Source organism: Actinacidiphila sp. bgisy167, from assembly GCF_057707665.1.
On sequence record NZ_JBYIQP010000004.1, the window covers coordinates 14,509 to 28,050 of the forward strand.

11 protein-coding genes and 2 pseudogenes are annotated in these 13,542 nt (G+C 72.9%); 8 read left to right on the forward strand and 5 right to left on the reverse strand.

Going from position 1 to position 13,542, the window contains the following annotated elements; translation table 11 throughout:
• Positions 1–25 precede the first annotated feature (25 nt).
• The 4 genes and pseudogenes from AC3ET4_RS02330 (at position 26) to AC3ET4_RS02345 (ending at position 3,254) form a co-directional block, all read left to right on the forward strand.
• A complete protein-coding gene (locus tag AC3ET4_RS02330; RefSeq protein ID WP_431945290.1) occupies positions 26–589 on the forward strand; it encodes a histidine phosphatase family protein in 564 nt (187 codons plus the stop codon).
• Between the two features lie 136 nt (positions 590–725).
• Positions 726–1,741: pseudogene (locus tag AC3ET4_RS02335) on the forward strand (energy-coupling factor ABC transporter permease).
• Positions 1,742–1,743: 2 nt separating this feature from the next.
• Positions 1,744–2,505: a cobalt ECF transporter T component CbiQ gene (cbiQ, locus tag AC3ET4_RS02340; protein ID WP_431945292.1), complete on the forward strand. Its 762-nt coding sequence runs from the start codon at positions 1,744–1,746 to the stop codon at positions 2,503–2,505.
• Positions 2,493–3,254, forward strand: coding sequence for an energy-coupling factor ABC transporter ATP-binding protein (locus tag AC3ET4_RS02345; protein ID WP_431945294.1), 762 nt, complete (start codon positions 2,493–2,495; stop codon positions 3,252–3,254). Before cbiQ ends, AC3ET4_RS02345 begins: the two co-directional genes overlap by 13 nt.
• 594 nt (positions 3,255–3,848) lie before the next feature.
• Here the strand turns inward: AC3ET4_RS02345 and AC3ET4_RS02350 are convergent.
• Positions 3,849–4,804 (reverse strand): annotated as a pseudogene (locus AC3ET4_RS02350) (alpha/beta hydrolase).
• On the opposite strand from AC3ET4_RS02350, the gene AC3ET4_RS02355 reads away from it, so the two are divergent.
• Positions 4,803–5,279, forward strand: a complete 477-nt coding sequence (locus AC3ET4_RS02355; RefSeq protein ID WP_431945296.1) for a MarR family winged helix-turn-helix transcriptional regulator — start codon at positions 4,803–4,805, stop codon at positions 5,277–5,279. The pseudogene AC3ET4_RS02350 and the gene AC3ET4_RS02355 sit on opposite strands and share 2 nt — an antisense overlap.
• Positions 5,280–5,780: 501 nt before the next feature.
• On the opposite strand, the gene AC3ET4_RS02360 is transcribed toward AC3ET4_RS02355, so the two are convergent.
• Together AC3ET4_RS02360 and AC3ET4_RS02365 are read right to left on the reverse strand one after the other, a co-directional pair.
• A complete protein-coding gene (locus AC3ET4_RS02360; protein WP_431945298.1) occupies positions 5,781–7,424 on the reverse strand; it encodes a glycosyl hydrolase family 18 protein in 1,644 nt (547 codons plus the stop codon).
• Between the two features lie 220 nt (positions 7,425–7,644).
• Positions 7,645–10,185, reverse strand: a complete 2,541-nt coding sequence (locus tag AC3ET4_RS02365; RefSeq protein ID WP_431945300.1) for a SpoIIE family protein phosphatase — start codon at positions 10,183–10,185, stop codon at positions 7,645–7,647.
• A 46-nt stretch (positions 10,186–10,231) separates the two neighbouring features.
• Here AC3ET4_RS02365 and AC3ET4_RS02370 point away from each other — a divergent pair, with 46 nt between their 5' ends.
• A complete protein-coding gene (locus tag AC3ET4_RS02370) occupies positions 10,232–11,062 on the forward strand; it encodes a zinc ribbon domain-containing protein (protein WP_431945499.1) in 831 nt (276 codons plus the stop codon).
• Entirely contained in the window at positions 11,044–12,228 is a 1,185-nt protein-coding gene (locus tag AC3ET4_RS02375; RefSeq protein WP_431945302.1) for a magnesium and cobalt transport protein CorA, read from the forward strand. The genes AC3ET4_RS02370 and AC3ET4_RS02375 overlap by 19 nt, the downstream gene beginning before the upstream one ends.
• Before the next feature lie 30 nt (positions 12,229–12,258).
• Here AC3ET4_RS02375 and AC3ET4_RS02380 read toward each other — a convergent pair whose 3' ends face one another.
• Positions 12,259–12,528, reverse strand: coding sequence for a DUF1876 domain-containing protein (locus AC3ET4_RS02380; protein ID WP_431945304.1), 270 nt, complete (start codon positions 12,526–12,528; stop codon positions 12,259–12,261).
• Between the two features lie 119 nt (positions 12,529–12,647).
• Between AC3ET4_RS02380 and AC3ET4_RS02385 the strand changes: the two genes are divergently transcribed.
• Positions 12,648–13,070 carry a CBS domain-containing protein gene (locus tag AC3ET4_RS02385; protein WP_431945306.1) on the forward strand — a complete coding sequence of 141 codons (423 nt, stop codon included), beginning with the start codon at positions 12,648–12,650 and terminating at the stop codon, positions 13,068–13,070.
• 24 nt (positions 13,071–13,094) lie between these two features.
• On the opposite strand, the gene AC3ET4_RS02390 is transcribed toward AC3ET4_RS02385, so the two are convergent.
• Positions 13,095–13,442, reverse strand: coding sequence for an STAS domain-containing protein (locus AC3ET4_RS02390; protein ID WP_431945308.1), 348 nt, complete (start codon positions 13,440–13,442; stop codon positions 13,095–13,097).
• Positions 13,443–13,542: the final 100 nt, after the last annotated feature.

Here is a 13,542-nt window from a genome sequence, read left to right on the forward strand (position 1 = left end):
ATCGCGGCAGGGACGAGGAGGATGCATGACGACCCGGGTGATGTTGGTCTCACCGGTGGCCAACGCCGCGCTGCGCGAGGCGCGTTTCGACGACGACGTGCCGCCGGACGAGCGGGCCCTGGACGCCGCCCGCGCGCTGGCCGGTGCGCTGCGCTCCGCCGGGCCGGTGCCCGTCTCGCCCACCGCGCGCTGCCGCGCCACCGCCGAGGCGCTCGGCCTCACGGCCGAGGAGACGGCTCCGGCGGGGTGGGCGCTGGGCCGCTGGCGGGGACGCACCTTGGCCGAAGTGAGCGCCGAGGAACCGGAGGCGGTGGCCGCATGGCTCTCCGACCCGGACGCCGCGCCGCACGACGCCGAGTCGCTGCGCGACCTGTGCGCGCGGGCCGGGGCATGGCTGGACGGGCTCGCCGCGGCGCCGGGCCGGGTGCTCGCCGTCGTCGAACCGGAGATCGTCCGGGCGTGCGCGGTCCGGGCCTTGGGCGCACCCGAGTCGTCCTTCTGGCGGATCGACGTGCCGCCGCTGACGGCGACGGAATTCAGCGGGCGGTCCGGACGCTGGAACCTGCGGGCGGGCCGCCCTCCGGCCTGATCGTGGTGCGCTCCAGCGGGGACAAGCCTCTTGCAAATGAGTCGCAATAAGGTTCTATGATGGGGCGTCGTCCTCGCCGACCCCGGCGTCCTCGCCGCCCGCCCGGCCCGCCGCGGGCCCGACCTGGAGCTCGCCCATGCATGTACCCGACGGATTCATCGACGCCCCGGTGTCGGTGGCGACCGGTGCCGTCGCGGCCGCAGCCGTGGCAGTGAGCCTGCGCGGCGCGCGACGCGAACTCGACGAGCGCACCGCGCCGTTGGCCGGACTCGTCTCGGCGTTCATCTTCGCCGTCCAGATGCTCAACTTCCCGGTGGCCGCGGGCACCAGCGGCCACCTCCTCGGCGGCGCGCTCGCGGCGATACTCGTCGGCCCCTTCACAGGGGTGCTGTGCGTGTCCGTCGTCCTGCTCATCCAGGGCGTGCTCTTCGCCGACGGCGGCCTCACGGCCCTCGGTGTGAACATCACCGACATGGCGGTCGTGACCGTCGTCGTGGCCTACGCCCTCTTCCGGGGGCTGGTCAAGGTGCTGCCCGACGGGCGCGGCGGGGTGACGGGCGCGGCCTTCGTCGCGGCCCTGGTCTCCGTCCCGGCCGCGGCGGTGGCCTTCACCGGGATCTACGCGCTGGGCGGGACGACCGACGTCGCGCTCGGCAAGGTCTTCACCGCCATGGTCGGCGTGCACGTCCTGATCGGCATCGGTGAGGCGGTGATCACCGCGGCGACGGTGGGCGCGGTCGTCGCCGTCCGCCCCGACCTCGTCCACGGCGCCCGCGGCCTGCGCCGCCCGCTGGAACTCAAGGAGGCGACCGTCTGATGGCGGCCGTGACCGACACCCGCAAGCGCGGCGGCATACGGCCGCTGTGGATCGCCGGGCTGATCGCCGCCCTGGTGCTCGCCGGATTCGTCAGCTACTACGCCTCGGCCAGCCCGGACGGCCTGGAGAAGGTCGCCGCCGACCACGGCATCGACCGCAAGACCAGGGACCACACGGCCAAGGACTCCCCCCTGGCGGACTACCAGACCAAGGACGTCGGCGACGCCCGGCTCTCCGGAGGCCTCGCCGGCGTGATCGGCGTCGGCGCCACCCTCGCGCTGGGCAGCGGCGTCTTCTGGATCGTCCGCCGCCGGCCCGGCACGGCCGCGAGCTAGTCGTGGGCGCGGGGCACGCACACCGGCTCTACCGGCCCGGACGCTCGCCGGTGCACGCGCTGCCCGCACAGTGCAAGCTCGCCGCCGTCTTCTGCTTCGTCCTGGTCGTCGTCTCCACCCCGCGCACCGCGATGTGGGCCTTCGGCCTCTACGCGGTGCTGCTGGCGGCGGTCGCCGCCGTGGCCCGCGTCCCGGCCGGGTTCCTGCTGCGGCGGCTGCTGATCGAGGTGCCCTTCGTGGCCTTCGCCGTCCTCATGCCGTTCGTCGCCGAGGGCCCGCGCACCGAGGTGCTGGGCCTGTCCCTCAGCGTGAGCGGCCTGTGGGGGGCCTGGAACATCCTCGTCAAGGGCACCCTCGGCGTCGCCGCCTCCGTCCTGCTGGCCTCCACCACGGAGCTGCGCGAACTCCTCCTCGGCCTGCAGCGGTTGCGGCTGCCGGCGCTGCTGGTGCAGATCGCCTCGTTCATGATCCGGTACGGGGACGTCATCACCGACGAGATGCGCCGCATGCGCGTCGCCCGCGCCTCGCGCGGCTTCGAGGCCCGCGGCCCGCGCCACTGGGGCGTGCTCGCCAAGTCCGCGGGCGCCCTGTTCATCCGCTCCTACGAGCGCGGCGAGCGCGTCCACCTGGCGATGGTCAGCCGCGGATACGCCGGCAGCATGCCGGTGATCGACGAGGTGACGGCCTCGCGCGCCCAGTGGTCCTACGCCGCCGTGCTCCCGGCCGCCGCCCTGCTGATCTGCCTGACGGGATGGTTCCTGTGACACCTTCGCTCGAGGTCAAGGGCCTCGCCTACGCCTACCCCGACGGCCATCAGGCCCTGTTCGGCGTCGACCTGACCATCGCCCGCGGCGAGCGGGTCGCCCTCCTAGGCCCCAACGGGGCCGGCAAGACCACCCTCGTGCTGCACCTCAACGGCATCCTGGAGGCCGGCGCGGGGTCGGTGACCGTGGCCGGGCTCCCGGTGGGCGACCGGCGGCACGTGGCGGAGGTCAGGCGCCGGGTCGGCATCGTCTTCCAGGACCCGGACGACCAGCTCTTCATGCCCACCGTCCGCGAGGACGTCGCCTTCGGCCCGGCCGCGGCCGGCCTGCGCGGCGCCGAGCTGGAGGCCTGCGTCCGCACGGCACTGGAGCGGGTCGGCATGGCCGAGTTCGCCGACCGGCCTCCGCACCACCTGTCGTTCGGCCAGCGGCGCCGCGTGGCGGTGGCGACCGTCCTCGCCATGGAGCCGGAGATCCTCGTCCTGGACGAGCCCTCCTCCAACCTGGACCCCGCCTCCCGCCGCGAACTGGCCGACATCCTGCGCTCCCTGGACGTGACGGTCCTGATGGTCACCCACGACCTGCCGTACGCCCTGGAGCTGTGCCCGCGCTCGGTCGTCCTGAGCGGCGGCACGGTCGTCGCCGACGGCCGCACCCAGGAACTCCTCTCCGACGACGCCCTGATGCGCGCCCACCGCCTTGAGTTGCCCTTCGGCTTCGACCCCCGCTCGGTCAGCGTCCGGGCCTGAGCCACGCCGGCGCCCCGGCCGGGGGCCGCAGTCGGGTCGTCTGCGAGGGACCCGCCCTGCGGGCGTCAGGGCGGGTCCGGACCGGACACCGTGGCGAGCACGGCCGCGGAGCCCGTGCGCACCGGGGCCCCGGGCGTGAGCGGTCGAGGTGCAGAAGGTGCCGCTGGGCTCGGTCGTGCCGGAGTCGGCCTGCACCGCCGGTGCTTCGACTTGACGGAGCACGGCGCCCGAGCGCGGCTCACCCGGTCCGGGATGTGCATGTCGCGGGTGCCCGGCGAGACGCCCGGCTGCTCGGCGATCGAGGTGATCGAGCGGCCGGGGTCGGACGGGGACGGCGGCGGCACGGATGACTTCGCCTGCGGCGACGCTCGGCGCCGACCCCGGCACGCTCGCAGGCCGCGACCAGGCCCTCGTTGGTACCGATGACGATGACTTCACGGACGCGGAGCGAACGGTTCCCAGGAGGTGCGGCTCGTTTCTCGGGCAAGAGGCCCTCGGCGAGAGGCGAGAGAGGCGCCCCGGGCCGACGGTCTGGAAGGCGACGGCGAGCAGGGCCCTGGGCGAAGGCCCCGGAAGGGGTGGGAACAGGGGACCCTACTGCGCCGGCGTGTGCGGCGTGCCCGCGGCGCGAATGCGCTGGGTGAGGAAGAGAGCCGCACGGTCCAGTGCCTCGTCCGCCTCGTCCAGGACGCCGGCGAACGCCTGGAACACGTGCGGCACGTCGGCGGTGATGTCCAGGATGACGTTTACTCCGACCGACCTCGCACGCTCGGCAAGCCGCGTGGAGTCGTCCAGCAGGATCTCGTTGGTGCCCACCTGGACCAGCATGGGGGGAAGCCGGTCAGGTCGGCGAGGACGGCCGGGCTGAGCAGGGGCTGGTGCGGGTCGGCTCCGGCGAGGTACATGGCCCCGGTGTGTTCAACGGCCCTGCGGGTGAAGACCGGGTCGACGCCTTCCTTGGTGTCCATGCTCCGGCCCGTGCGAGTGGCGTCGAGGCCCGGGGAGAACGCCACGATGGCGGCGGGCAGCGGGAGTCCCGCGTCACGGGCGGCCAGGCAGGTGGTGACGGTCAGGCCACCGCCGGCGGAGTCGCCTGCGAACGCGATGGTCGAGGGGTCCTCACCGCTGTCGAGGAGGGCGCGGTAGGCGCTGAGCGTGTCTTCGATCGCGGCCGGGAACGGGTGCTCGGGGGCGAGCCGGTAGGCCGGCGAGTACGCCCCGAAGCCGGTCTTGGCCACGAGATGTCCCGTCAGCGACAGGGCGGTCTCGGGGGAGCCGAACACGAAGCCGCCGCCGTGGAAGTACAGGATCGTCCCGGCGCGGGTCCCGTTGTCCGGCTCGACACGCAGGGCGGGTCGGTTGCCGAGCGTCGTCCGTGCGGTGCGGATGGTGCCGGGCACGATCATCCGGGCCATCAGCGCCCTGAAGCCTGCTCGTATCTCCTCGACCGACCGTGGGGGCTGCCGCAGCATCACGTCGACCTCGGCGCGCTGTGCCTTGCTCATGGCTGTGCTCCCGTCGGAGGTAGCTTCCAGTACACTATATGCCATGGCATACACATCGGGTGGTGACGCGGTCGATCTACCGGCCTTCTTCGCCGACCTCGTACGGTGCGAGACGCGCCTCTACAACGCGCTGAACGATCGCCTCCGCGCGCGGCACGGGATCGTCACCTCGCAGTTCGAGTTCCTGCGCTTCCTGCGCGACCACCCCGGGGCCCGCGTGGCGGACCTGGCGACCGAGTTCGCCATCGGCATCGGAGCAACCAGCAAGGGCGTCGACCGCCTGGAGAAGCAGGGCTGGGCCGTCCGGCAGCCGAACCCGGCCGACCGCCGGTCCTCACTGCTGGAACTGAGCGACGACGGCACGCGGCTCGTCGACGCGGCCGAGGAGACATTCGCCGAGCGACTGGCCGAACTGATCGGCGGCACGCTCGACGATGCCTCGGCGTCGGCCGCCGCCCATGCGTTGGGGGAGCTGCGCTCGGCGCTCGAACGCAACCAGATCGGGACGCCCGCAGGCTGACGGACCCGCCTCAGACGCCGGTGCGCGGCCCAAGGGGTCGCGGGCCGGGGGCCAATCGTCGCCCTCGACGGCGCCCGGGTCGCGGGAAGGGCTCAGGCCCCGGCCCCGCCGGTGGCCTCGATATCGCCCGGGAGCGGCCCGGGAAGCCGACGCACCGGTCCTTGAGCCAGGAAGCGGGCGATGTCCTCGTCCTTTGCGACGGCGGCGGCGGCGGCGCGGTACCGGGTGTTCTACAGGACCACGGGCCGTGGCCACGGGCCCCAGACCCCGGCCGATCCTCCTTCGCGGCACGCCTGCCGGATCGGACCCCGGCCGCCGTGGCAGCTCGCGCGGGCGGAACGGTGGCGGGACTCCTGGACGGTGAACGACCGGTTCACCAGTCGGCGACAGGTGTCGACGAACGGGTCGACCAGGGCGGGCGGGTGCGTCGCCCCGCGGCCGTACCGGACCGGAGGAGCGGTGACGACCCCGCGCCCCTCCGGCCCGTACGGCCGGCGTTCGCTAGCTCAGACCGTTGTTGATCGCGGTGACCAGCTCACCGTTGCTGGTGTCGCCGCTGAACTCCCAGAAGAACGCGCCGCCGAGGCCCTGGCTCTTCACATAGGCCATCTTGCCGGCGATGGTCGACGGGGTGTCGTAGCTCCACCAGTTGTTGCCGCAGTGCGCGTACGCGGTGCCCGCGACGGTGCCGGTGGCCGGGCAGGTGTTCTTCAGGACCTTGTAGTCCTCGTTGCCCGCCTCGTAGGTGCCCGGGGCGGCGCCGGTCGCCGAGCCTCCCGGGGCGGACTGGGTGACGCCGGTCCAACCGCGGCCGTAGAAACCGATGCCCAGGTTGAGCTTGGCGGACGGGATGCCCTTGCCCTTCAGCTTCTGGATCGCCGCGTCGGAGTAGAAGCCGGCGACCGGGATGCCGCTGTAGGAGGTGAGCGGGGAGTGCGGGGCGGTCGGGCCGTCCGCGTCGAAGGCGCCGAAGTAGTCGTACGTCATCACGTTGTAGTAGTTGACGTACTGGGCGGCGCCCGCGTAGTCGGCGGCGTCGATCTTTCCGCCGTTGGTGCCGTCGGCGGTGATCGCCGCGGTGACCAGGTTATTGGCGCCGAACTTGGCCCGCAGCGCGCCCATCAGGTTCTTGAAGGCGGCGGCGCCGCTGGTGTCGCAGGACAGACCGCAGGCGTTCGGGTACTCCCAGTCGATGTCGATGCCGTCGAAGACGTCGGCCCAGCGCGGGTCCTCGACGAGGTTGTAGCAGGAGTTGGCGAAGGCCGTCGGGTTGGCGGCCGCCTGGGTGAATCCGCCGGACCAGGTCCAGCCGCCGAAGGACCAGAGGATCTTGATGTTCGGGTACATCTTCTTCAGCTTGCGCAGCTGGTTGAAGTTGCCGCGCAGGGCCCCGGTGTCCCAGGTGTCCGCGACGCCGTCGACGCTCTGGTCGGCGGTGTAGGCCTTGTCGTAGTCGGCGTAGGCGTCGCCGATCGCGCACTGGCCGTTGGCGACGTTGCCGAAGGCGTAGTTGATGTGGGTCAGCTTGCTCGCCGAACCGGAGGTCACCAGGTTCTTGACGTGGTAGTTGCGGCCGTAGACGCCCCACTCGGTGAAGTAGCCGAGGCGGATCTTGTTCCCCGGGGGGCCGGTGGGGGTCGGCGGAGTCGGGGTGGGGGTGGGGGTGGGCGTGGGCGTCGGGTCCCCGCTGCCGCCGCCGGTGCAGGGGCCGCCGTTCAGCTTGCAGCCGCTCGGGCTGCCGCCGCCGGCGCCGTTGAAGCCGAAGCTGATGCTGGCGCCCGGGGCCAGGGTGCCGTTCCAGCTCTTGTTCCTGGCGGTCCAGTGCGTGCCGGAGCCGGTCACGTCGGCGTCCCACGCCGTGGTCACCGACGTGCCCGCGGGGAAGTCCCACTCGACGGTCCAGCTGCTGACGGGGGACGAACCGCCGTTGGTGATCGTCCACTTGCCCTCGAACCCCGTGCCCCAGTCCTGGGTCTTGGTGTACGTGGCGGTGGTGCCCGCCGCCTGCGCCGGCGTGGCGAGGCCGACGAGCGCGGCGAGCGGGAGCAGCAGCGCGGCGAGTCCCGCGGCGGCTGTGGTCCTGATGCGTCTGGTACGCGACGTTCCTGGGGTGTCCGGGGTGCGGAAGGTGTCTCCAGTGCTCAAGGGATGCTCCTCGAGTGGGGGCTGACGGGGAAACCGATGCCGCCTGGCGGGTCTTGACGCGATGTCATGCCCACCACAGTCCTTTGGCAGGGTAGAAAGGTCTGGACCATAGGGTCAAGAGGTCTGGACCAGATTGACCCCTCGACCGCGACCGCACGCCCCGGCGAGGGCGCCAGGGCGCACAAGTGAGCGAAGAGGACGAGCGGAGCGGATCGCGGCGTCAGCCCGGTTCGGCCAGGGTGATCGCGTCGAAGCCGACACCCGCCCCGCCCCCCTCGGGGCCCTGGCCGTCGAGGAACTGCTCGGCCCAGATGATCTTCCCGTCGTCGGTGTAGCGGGTGCCCCACCGCTGGGCGAACTGCGAGATCAGGAAGAGCCCGCGCCCGCCCTCGTCGGTGGTGCGGGGGTGCCTCAGATGCGGTGAGGTGCTGCTGGCGTCGGAGACCTCGCAGATCAGCGCCCGTTCCAGGATCAGCCGGAGTCGGATCGGACCGGAGCCGTGCCGGATCGCGTTGGTCACCAGTTCGCTGACGACGAGTTCGGTGGTGAACGCCAGTTCGCCCAGGCCCCAGTCCGCCAGCTGCCGGCTGGACAGCTCGCGGGCCCGGCCCACGACCGCGGGATCGGTGGGCAAATCCCAGGAGACGACCCGGCCGGTGCCCAGGCCGCGGGTCCTGGCCAGCAGCAACGCCACGTCGTCGTGCGGGCGGGCGGGGGCCAGTTCACGGACGACCCTGCCGCACAACGCGTCCAGCGGCGCGTCCCCGGCCTCCAGAGCGGCCCGCAACCGGCTGCGTCCGTCGTGTACGTCGTCCGCGCCCTCCGCCGGGGCGACCAGGCCGTCCGTGTACAGCGCGAGGACGCTGCCCTCCTCCAACCGCAACTCGGTCGCCTCGAAGGGCAGCCCGCCCAGGCCCAGCGCGGGACCGACGGACAGCTCGGGGAAGCGGACGGCCGCCCCGTCCTCCGCCCCGCCCCGCGAGCTCGGAGGCCGGAGCACGGCGGGCGGCGGGTGCCCGGCGCTGGCCATGACGCAGTGCCTGCTGACCGGGTCGTACGTCACATACAGGCAGGTCGACCCGAGCGAGCTGCCACCGACCCCCGTCGCCGCGGACTCCCCTGCCTCCCGGGAGACCTGGACGACCAGATCGTCCAGGTGCGCCAGCAACTCCTCCGGCGGCAGGTCGAGGTCGGCCAGGGTGCGCACCGCCGTCCGCAGCCGGCCCATCGCCGCGGCCGCCTCGATGCCGTGGCCCACGACCTCTCCCACCACCAGCGCCACCCGCGCGCCCGAGAGCGGGATGACGTCGAACCAGTCGCCGCCAACGCTCGACAACTCGTCCGCCGGCCCGTAGTAGGTGGCCACCTCCACCGCGTCCTGCGGCGGGAAGGCGTGCGGGAGCAGGCTGCGCTGCAGCACGAGGGCGGCGTCCCGCTCGCGGGTGTAGCGGCGCGCGTTGTCCAGGCAGACCGCGGCCCTGCCGACGACCTCCTCCGCCAGGCGCAGGTCCTCCTCGTCGAAGGGCTCCGCCCGGCGCACCCGGAAGAAGAGGGTGACGCCGAGAGTCACCCCCCGGGCACGGATCGGCACCACCATCGCCGTGTGCATGCCGAGTTCGCCGAAGTGGAGGGCGCGGCCGCCGGAGGTGCCCGCGGCCCACTCCAGCCCCAGCGGGTCCAGCCGGGCGCCGAGCCAGGACGTGCCGTCGGTCAGGCACCGGATCGGCGGGGTGTCCTCCTGGTACGCGGAGACCGCTCCGAGGCCGAACGCCGGTGGCGGCTCACCCTGCCGCGCCGAGCGCATCCCGGCGCGGCGCAGCGGCACGGTGACCGCCTCCCCCAGCCGCCCGGCCTGCGGCTCCGCGCCCTTGATGACCGACTCCAGCAGCTCGACGGCCACATAGTCGGCGAGGTCGGGCACCACCACGTCCGCCAGGTCCTGCGCGGTGTGCATCACGTCCAGGGTGCGGCCGAGGTGCTCGCTGGCCCGGTCCAGCAGCGACAGCCGCTTCCTGGCCCGCCAGCGGTCGCTGATGTCGATGACGGAGTAGCAGACGCCCACCGGGACGCCGCGCGCGTCCTCCAGCCGGACGAAGGACATCGAGTGCGCCTGCTCGCGGCGAGGGCCGGTGCGGAACCGCCCGACGTGCTCGTAGTCGATCACCGGCACGCCCGTCTCCAGGACCTGGCGCATCTGCGCCTCCAGGACCAGGGCGTTCAGACCTGGCTGGATCTCCGCGAGCCGGCGCCCCCTTCGTGCTTGCGAGGGGCCGCCGCCGAAGCGTTCCAAGGCCGCGTTCGACCACACGCAGCGCAGTTCGGTGTCGACCACGGCCAGCCCGATCGGCGTCTGGCCCACGATCCGCTCCAGCATCGTGAACGTCATCCCCGAGGCCATGGAGCGGGCGGTGCTGCCGGACTCCGCCGCCAGGACCATCCAGCGGACCGGCGAACCTCCGATCCCCTCCGGCAGCCCGGCCACCCGGACGCCCAGCGTGACCTTCCTGCCGTCGTCGCGGCGGAGCCGCAGCACACCCGTCCAGCCGCCCTCGGCACAGCAGCGCTCGGCGATCTCCCGCGTACACGCCGCGTCCTCCGGGACGAGCAGATCCACCGCGGGTGTTCCGAGGACGTCCGCCGCCCGCCGACCGAGCAGCCGCTCCGCCGCGGCCGGCCAGCTCAGGAGCCGCCCGCGGGCGTCGAGAAGCAACGTGACGGCGTCCGCCACGCCGGCGTCCACGCGCTCCTCGGGAGTCCCCATGGCCAGCTACTCCGTATCCGCCCGCAAGGTTACGCTCCGCTCACCGATGTTGTTCTTCCCGCTCGGCGATCGCCCTCACCGCGTCGCAGGAAGGGAAGGGGAAGGGGAGGGAAGGCAGGAGACGGGTCGGAGAGCCGACCGGCGGGCCGCCCTGCGTCATGCCCCGGGGGGAAGTCGGGGGCAGTTCCTCGCGATCCTGGCGAACAAGGCTGAGAGTGCCGGTCGCCTTACGATCCCGGTGGACCCCCGCGACACCTCCCGCACGTGCCCGCCCAGCCTCGGCGGCTGCGGACACGTGGACGGCAGGAGCCGCGTCTCCCAAGCGAAGTTGCAGTGCACGGCGTCCGGGTTCACCGCGAACGCGGACCACGTCGGCGCGACGAACATCTCCGACAGGGCCGGGCTGGCCCTCTGCGCGGCGGCCTCGCCACCGACACAGGAAGCCCGCGCGTTCACGCGTGGGTGGAGTCACCAGGCCCTCCGAGTACGGCCGGCCCCCCGGGGCCCCCCGCGCATCAGGTTACTCGTCGGCCCCGGCCGGCGCCCCCACGCGCGTGCCGCCGTACCGCCGGCGGGACGAGGACCTCGAGCAGCGCCGGCGACCAGCCCACCGAGGCCGCGACCGGATGGACCAGGGACCACGCGGCGCCCGGGGCGTCGGCGAGCCGGACGGCCGGTCGCCGAAGAGCGCGCGGCAGGCGGCGGCCACCGCGCTGAGCGGATTCCACTCGGCGACGGCGCGCAGCCATCCCCGGTCCGGGGCCGCGCCCTGCGGCCCGGTGCGGCGCATCGCGTCCCCTCCCCGTGCAGGCTCGCGGGCTACCCTGCACGCAAGGCCCTACGGAAGAGGTGCTGCCGGTGTCCGGGCGTCGACTGAGAGCCCTGCGCGCGCTGAGGAACACGACGAGGGAGAAGGCCAGGGCGGCGAGGACGACCCGCCCGGCCCGGTCCGCCGCGCCGCCGCCCGGGACGACCGGCACCGCTTCCGCGCCGCCGGTCGCGGAGCCCGCGGCCGTCGCCGTGAGCAGTGTGATGGACGCCGCCCTCTACCGTGACGGCCGGCGTGTCGCCACCCCCTCCTCGCTCGCCGAGGCGTACGCGCAGCTGCGCGCGGAGCCGGGCGCGATGGCGTGGATCGGGCTCTACCGGCCCAGCGAGGCCGAGCTGGTCTCGCTGGCGAGGGAATTCGACCTGCACCCGCTGGCCCTGGAGGACGCGATCCAGGCCCACCAGCGCCCCAAGCTGGAGCGCTACGGCGACACCCTCTTCGTCGTCCTCCGCGCCGCCCGCTATCTGGACGCCCCGGAGGAGGTCGACTTCGCCGAGCTGCACATCTTCGTCGGCCCCGGCTTCGTCCTGACCGTCCGCCACGGCGCGGCCCCGGACCTGTCCACCGTCCGCCACCGCATGGAGAGCAACCCCGAGCTGCTGACGCTGGGGCCCGAGGCGGTGCTCTACGCGGTGCTCGACACGGTCGTCGACGGCTACGCGCCGGTCGTCGCGGGGGTCGAGAAGGACATGGAGGAGAGCGAGATCCAGGTCTTCGGCGGCGACCCCCAGGTCTCCCGCCGGATCTACGAGCTCTCCCAGGAGGTGCTGGAGTTCCAGCGCGCCACCCGCCCGCTCGTCCCGATGCTGGACGGCCTGCAGGCGGGCTTCGCCAAGTACGGCACGGACGAGGAGCTCCAGCGCTACCTGCGCGACGTGGCCGACCACGTCACCCACACCATCGAGCGGGTGGACGGCTTCCGGCAGGCGCTCGGCGACCTGCTCACCCTCAACGCGACCCTCGTCGCGCAGCAGCAGAACGCCGAGATGCGGGCGCTCGCGGAGGCCGGCTTCGAGCAGAACGAGGAGATCAAGAAGATCTCCGCCTGGGCCGCCATCCTCTTCGCGCCCACACTCGTCGGCACGATCTACGGCATGAACTTCGACCACATGCCCGAACTGCACTGGCTGCTCGGCTACCCCTTCGCGGTCGTGCTGATGGGCGTGGTCTGCGTCAGCCTCTACCTGGTCTTCAAACGGCGCGGCTGGCTGTGAGGGCGCCGGGCCGGGGTCGGCCCCGCCCGCTCAGATCCGGGGATGCGCGGGCACGTGCGTGACCTCCTCGATCTCCTTCGCCGCCTTGCCGAGGAGCTGACGGGCGAGGTCGTTGAGCGCCCTGGCGGCCGCGAGTTCCTCGCCGACCCGGTCCTGCTCCGGATCGGAGGGGTGCCGGTTGGCGTGGCCGTGCGACCTGACCTCCGTGCCGTCCGGCAGGCGGAGCAGCGCGGCGGCCTTCGTCCTCGCACCGTCCTCCCGGAAGTCCATCTCTATGTGCCATCCGACGAGGGTCTGCATGACGGAACACCTCCAGCGGTCCCGGTGTCTCCTTCCAGGGTGCGCCCTCTCGCGGAACTGCTCCACCAGGGTGACGATGGAGCCGGAGGGCATCGGTCACGCCACGAGGAGGCGCCGTCATGACCACCGCACTGGACATCATGCACCCCGGCGCCATGTGCGTGGGGGAGCGGGAGAGCCTCACCGACGCGGCCCGGATCATGCTCGAGCAGGACATCGGCGCACTGCCGATCTGCGGCGACGACGACGTGCTGGTGGGCATCGTCACCGACCGCGACATCGTCCTGAAGTGCGTCGCCGAGGGGCGCGACCCGTCCGAGGTCTCCTGCGGCGAGCTCGCCGCGGGCCGCCCGCAGATCATCGAGGGGGACGAGCAGATCGACCGGGTGCTGGAGCTGATGGAGGAGTACCAGGTGCGCCGGCTGCCGGTGATCGACCATCCCGCGCACCGCCTGATCGGCATGATCAGCGAGGCCGACGTGGCCCGCCATCTGCCGAGGGAACGCATCGCGGAATTCGTGTCGGCCGTCTGCTCGGACTGACCCGCGGCCGCGTGGGCGGGGCGGTCACGGCCGCCCGAACCGGGCGAGCGCCTCGTCCACGCTCGGCACCGGCCGCAGGGCGTTCATCAGCCCGGCGGCGCGCAGGACCCTGAGGGCCGGGGGCCGGGAGCAGACGAACTGCACCAGGCCCCCGCACGCGTGCACCCGGCTGCGGATCCGGCACAGCACGGCGAGTCCCGAGCAGTCGATGAAGTCGACAGGGTCCAGGTCGACGACGAGGTCGGGGCCGGGGGCACGGGTCAGCGCGTCGAGCAGCGGTGTGATCTCCACGGCCGCCACGATGTCGATCTCCCCGCTGAGTTCGACCACGACGCACCCGTCGATCGTGCGGGTACGCAGGTACGGGCTCACCGCAGCATGAGATCACCAGGCCGATCAGCCGACCAATGCGTCAAGGTCCACTTCACTCGATCGAGTGTGACGAACGGGAAGCCGCGCAACAGCCGGGTCC

Bases quoted from the DNA above. Each gene is read 5' to 3' on its own strand.
- AC3ET4_RS02385 (WP_431945306.1), top strand. From the start codon at position 12,648: ATGACCACCGCACTGGACATCATGCACCCCGGCGCCATGTGCGTGGGG.
- AC3ET4_RS02380 (WP_431945304.1), bottom strand. From the start codon at position 12,528: ATGCAGACCCTCGTCGGATGGCACATAGAGATGGACTTCCGGGAGGAC.
- AC3ET4_RS02355 (WP_431945296.1), top strand. From the start codon at position 4,803: ATGGCATACACATCGGGTGGTGACGCGGTCGATCTACCGGCCTTCTTC.
- AC3ET4_RS02330 (WP_431945290.1), top strand. From the start codon at position 26: ATGACGACCCGGGTGATGTTGGTCTCACCGGTGGCCAACGCCGCGCTG.
- AC3ET4_RS02370 (WP_431945499.1), top strand. From the start codon at position 10,232: ATGTTGTTCTTCCCGCTCGGCGATCGCCCTCACCGCGTCGCAGGAAGG.
- AC3ET4_RS02345 (WP_431945294.1), top strand. From the start codon at position 2,493: ATGGTTCCTGTGACACCTTCGCTCGAGGTCAAGGGCCTCGCCTACGCC.
- AC3ET4_RS02365 (WP_431945300.1), bottom strand. From the start codon at position 10,185: ATGGGGACTCCCGAGGAGCGCGTGGACGCCGGCGTGGCGGACGCCGTC.